Source organism: Hydrocoleum sp. CS-953 (genome assembly GCF_002260545.1).
Classification (GTDB): domain Bacteria; phylum Cyanobacteriota; class Cyanobacteriia; order Cyanobacteriales; family Microcoleaceae; genus Trichodesmium.
In genome coordinates this window covers 1-3658 of record NZ_LGSU01000564.1, presented here as the reverse complement: position 1 = coordinate 3658, position 3658 = coordinate 1, and the positions used below count along the sequence as shown (strand labels likewise).

Below are 3658 nucleotides of genomic sequence, written 5' to 3'. Positions count from 1 at the left end.
TTAAAGCCAACTAGATCAAGAGAAACAATGAATTTATTTTCCTTTTATTCAATCCAATCCGTTTTAGGGAGAGGTAATTATCAATTATCCATTATCCATTATCAATTATCAATTATTGAAGAATACGATAACTAATTACCAGGATTCTATATAACCCTCTTATTTCATAATAGTCTCATAATAGTTTGGAGGTGCTTTTCACTCTCTGAGCTAAAGAATATTAAGCAGAATTATTGCAACGAGAAATTAATTCCATCACTTCCGAACGAGTTAACTTTTCTTGCCCCATTGTCAGAATATCCAGAGTCGCATGAGCAAGAGTTAGAGGAATTTGACAAAAATTTCGTGCTGGTCCAGAAGGAAGAGAATTAGTATAAGAATCAGCTAATAACAGATTACGTTGAGCATAAACTTGCATATCTTTTGCAGTCCAACCATGAGGAAAAAAATCTACCCCCCTATCTAAATCTTCTGAATGGTTACGGAGAATATTTACTGCTTGTAGACCACGACCAAATCCAATTGCCTGAGTACGATTAGTATTAGTATTATCATACCAACTCCATAAATCGGAAAGTAATAAACCTACTGCACCTGCAACACTAAAAGTGTAACGATTCAAATCTGATTCAGTGTGGATAGTCCAGTTATTTTCTGCCCAATAAGCCATCCGGTCTGCCATTGCTGCAGTTACATCCCAAATCCTAGGTGCTATGGTATCTGAAGCGAGTCTGGCCCATTCTCCTACTCTTTTTGTTACTTCTGGTAGGTGACTAATATTCAGGTCTAACTTGTCTGAAAAGTTAAGGAAACTGGAGTGGTCAACTGCTTCCTGTAAAACAAGACTAATGTTTCGTAAAAATTTTGCTTTTGTGAAGTTATCTAGATCTGGATGATCCTCAATTTCATCAATGGCACGCATACAAAGATAAGCCGATGCTACTGCCTCTTTTAGGCCAGATGGTAGTTGACTAATAGGGATATAGAAAGTCCGGCTAGTTTCTTTTAGTATATCTAAGGCATCTTTATCTTTGGATATATTCATCTATTAAACTCCTCACGGCCATTTTTAGTTTAGGGTATCAGTTTTAATGCTCCACTCTGAATTATTGGGGCATTCTGAACACTTAATAAGCATAAACTGCCAGTTTACTATAACTCTATTGACAATCCCTGGACTTATAATTTTCAAGTTTTATCCCTAAATGGACATTTAATCATAATGTCCAAAAAAAAAGTTAATAGTTCCTAGAGTTAACCCTAGGAACTATCTTTTGTAATCTCAAATAATTTAAACTATTTAGGGTTTGCTGAATAAGTATGAGTGATAAGGGTAGGAGTCAGAAGTCAGGAGTTAGGAGAAATGGGAGCTATAGAGGAAGTAGTCGGAAGAATTGTCTGTTAATTTTTCTTTCCTAGTGAGCCTTTAATGCTAACTTTTTGAACCTAAAAGACCTAAAAGCTTGCACTTTTTCAAGACAATTAAAGGCTAAAATATTTATCTGTCAATGCTTTGAAATTTAATCAGCAGAGCAATAATTAATATGTAAAAATATGGGGTATCTTTGTGTGGTACTCCTGCTCCCTAAGGCGTGAGAATATACATTTTTTTCCCACACTCACCACACTTCCTATACCATTACCAAATAATTAATAATTAATAGTTAATAATTAATAATTAAGAGTTGAAGCGTCAATAATTAATTATTCATTCAACAATTAAGGTTTAAAGCCTCCCCTTTCAAGGGGATAAATCAAAAAAATTTCCTTTGATCCAATCCCCTTCTTTCAAGAAGGGGTAATTATTAATTATTAATTGTTCATTGTTAATTGCTGAATATGTACCCATTACTATGTACCAGTATCCTTTGTTTAATATCATGTCCGTTGGTATCGGAGCGTGTAAAAGTTGGGGAAATATCTACCTTATCCAAGATTTTTCCTTATTTTACTCCTTCTTGCTTCTTCCTTCTTGCTTCTTACTTACCTTCTCTATACAATACCAATGCTACCTGACATGATATAAGTCCTGCTCATATTACTTGCTAATCATTTTGTCTAGTATCGGCAGTCCAAAAGCAATAATAACACTCACCACTAAACCTGCAAATGCTTTTAAAACATCACTGAAAATCATTTTACCAGTTTCTTTCATTTCACGATTTTGGGAATTGTGGGTTATTGCTACTTCTCTTCCAGCTAAAAGACCGATAAATACCCAAGTTGTACTCATCGGTATGTTGCTCCATTCTTTAAACAATAACAAAATTAATCCGTAAATAAAATCTACAATTGTTGCCGAACGAATATCTTGAGTATTAGTTTTACTGGTGACAATATGTTGAATTTCACCACCATTTATGTAGAAAATAAATGCGTGTAAAATTAACATTACAAAGATTGAAAAAAATAGCATTGAAGCATCAAGATTTCGTGGCAGATATACAAAAATATTTGCCAAGTCTTGAATTAACCATTGACTCCACAAAAATGCCGTTGACATCCACTGCAAAGTTACCCATTGAATAGGTGGTTCTTTGTAGGGTGTATTTATAAATTTATTTTCTAAAGATTTTGTGGCAAACTTATAAACAAGTATAGCTGTGACAAAAGCAACTCCATATCCAGATAGTGATTTTATCAGCATATCTGTAATATTTTCAGGAGCAAAAACTGTCAGAATTAGAAAGGTTGTACTAACAGGAATTCCTAAATTTGTTAAAAACACAAGTACAAGAGGAGGAACTATATAAACCCAACTAAAGTTTTCAGGAAAAGGAAATTTGTCTAGGCGACCATAAGCTACATCTCCACAATTTGTACTCCAGCTATAGATAAAAACTACCAGTAAAATTGAGGAAGCAAACAGCCATAGTACCCACCAAGGACGCTCTTGATTAGAACNTAACAGGAATTCCTAAATTTGTTAAAAACACAAGTACAAGAGGAGGAACTATATAAACCCAACTAAAGTTTTCAGGAAAAGGAAATTTGTCTAGGCGACCATAAGCTACATCTCCACAATTTGTACTCCAGCTATAGATAAAAACTACCAGTAAAATTGAGGAAGCAAACAGCCATAGTACCCACCAAGGACGCTCTTGATTAGAACTTAAAAAAGTCCCTAGAGTTTGAATTGCATCGTTAGCTACAATCGAATATGATGCTAGGATAAATCCGACAAACATAAATACATATTGACTGTTCATATATCCTAATCTTGAAAATAGGGCAAATGCCTAAAGGGTACGCTAATAAATCTTTATATAGCAATCCTCCGCATATTCGTGGTAAAAATCTTACTGCTTTTTAGGGAACAGTGAACAGATGAGAGTTTCAATTTTTTTATTTACTTTTTAATTACCCGTAACCAATTTAGGATTGCTATAATTATCTTAAATTAAGCTTACCGAATAATTAATTATTAATAGTTAATAATTAGGAGTTGATAGTCAATTAATTATTTATTCAACAATTTACACCTTGAATCCTCCTATTGTAATTATAGTGCTACGCATTAAGGTTAGGACATTTCTAAATCCTAAAACCCTTTATTAGTCTACTATTCCCTCCATACCTATTCCCTATTCCCGCTTCGCGTAGCGCTATAATAATTTACACGCCATAAAGAACCATGAGATAGTCTGTTATAAATTAT

At 33.8% G+C, this 3658-nt stretch carries 1 protein-coding gene; it reads right to left on the bottom strand.

What is annotated here, in order from left to right:
- Positions 1 to 220: 220 nt before the first annotated feature.
- Entirely contained in the window at positions 221 to 1045 is an 825-nt protein-coding gene (locus AFK68_RS06075; protein WP_094672005.1) for a squalene/phytoene synthase family protein, read from the bottom strand.
- Positions 1046 to 3658: the final 2613 nt, after the last annotated feature.

Coding starts and splice junctions, on each gene's coding strand:
- AFK68_RS06075 (WP_094672005.1), bottom strand. CDS start 1,045: ATGAATATATCCAAAGATAAAGATGCCTTAGATATACTAAAAGAAACT.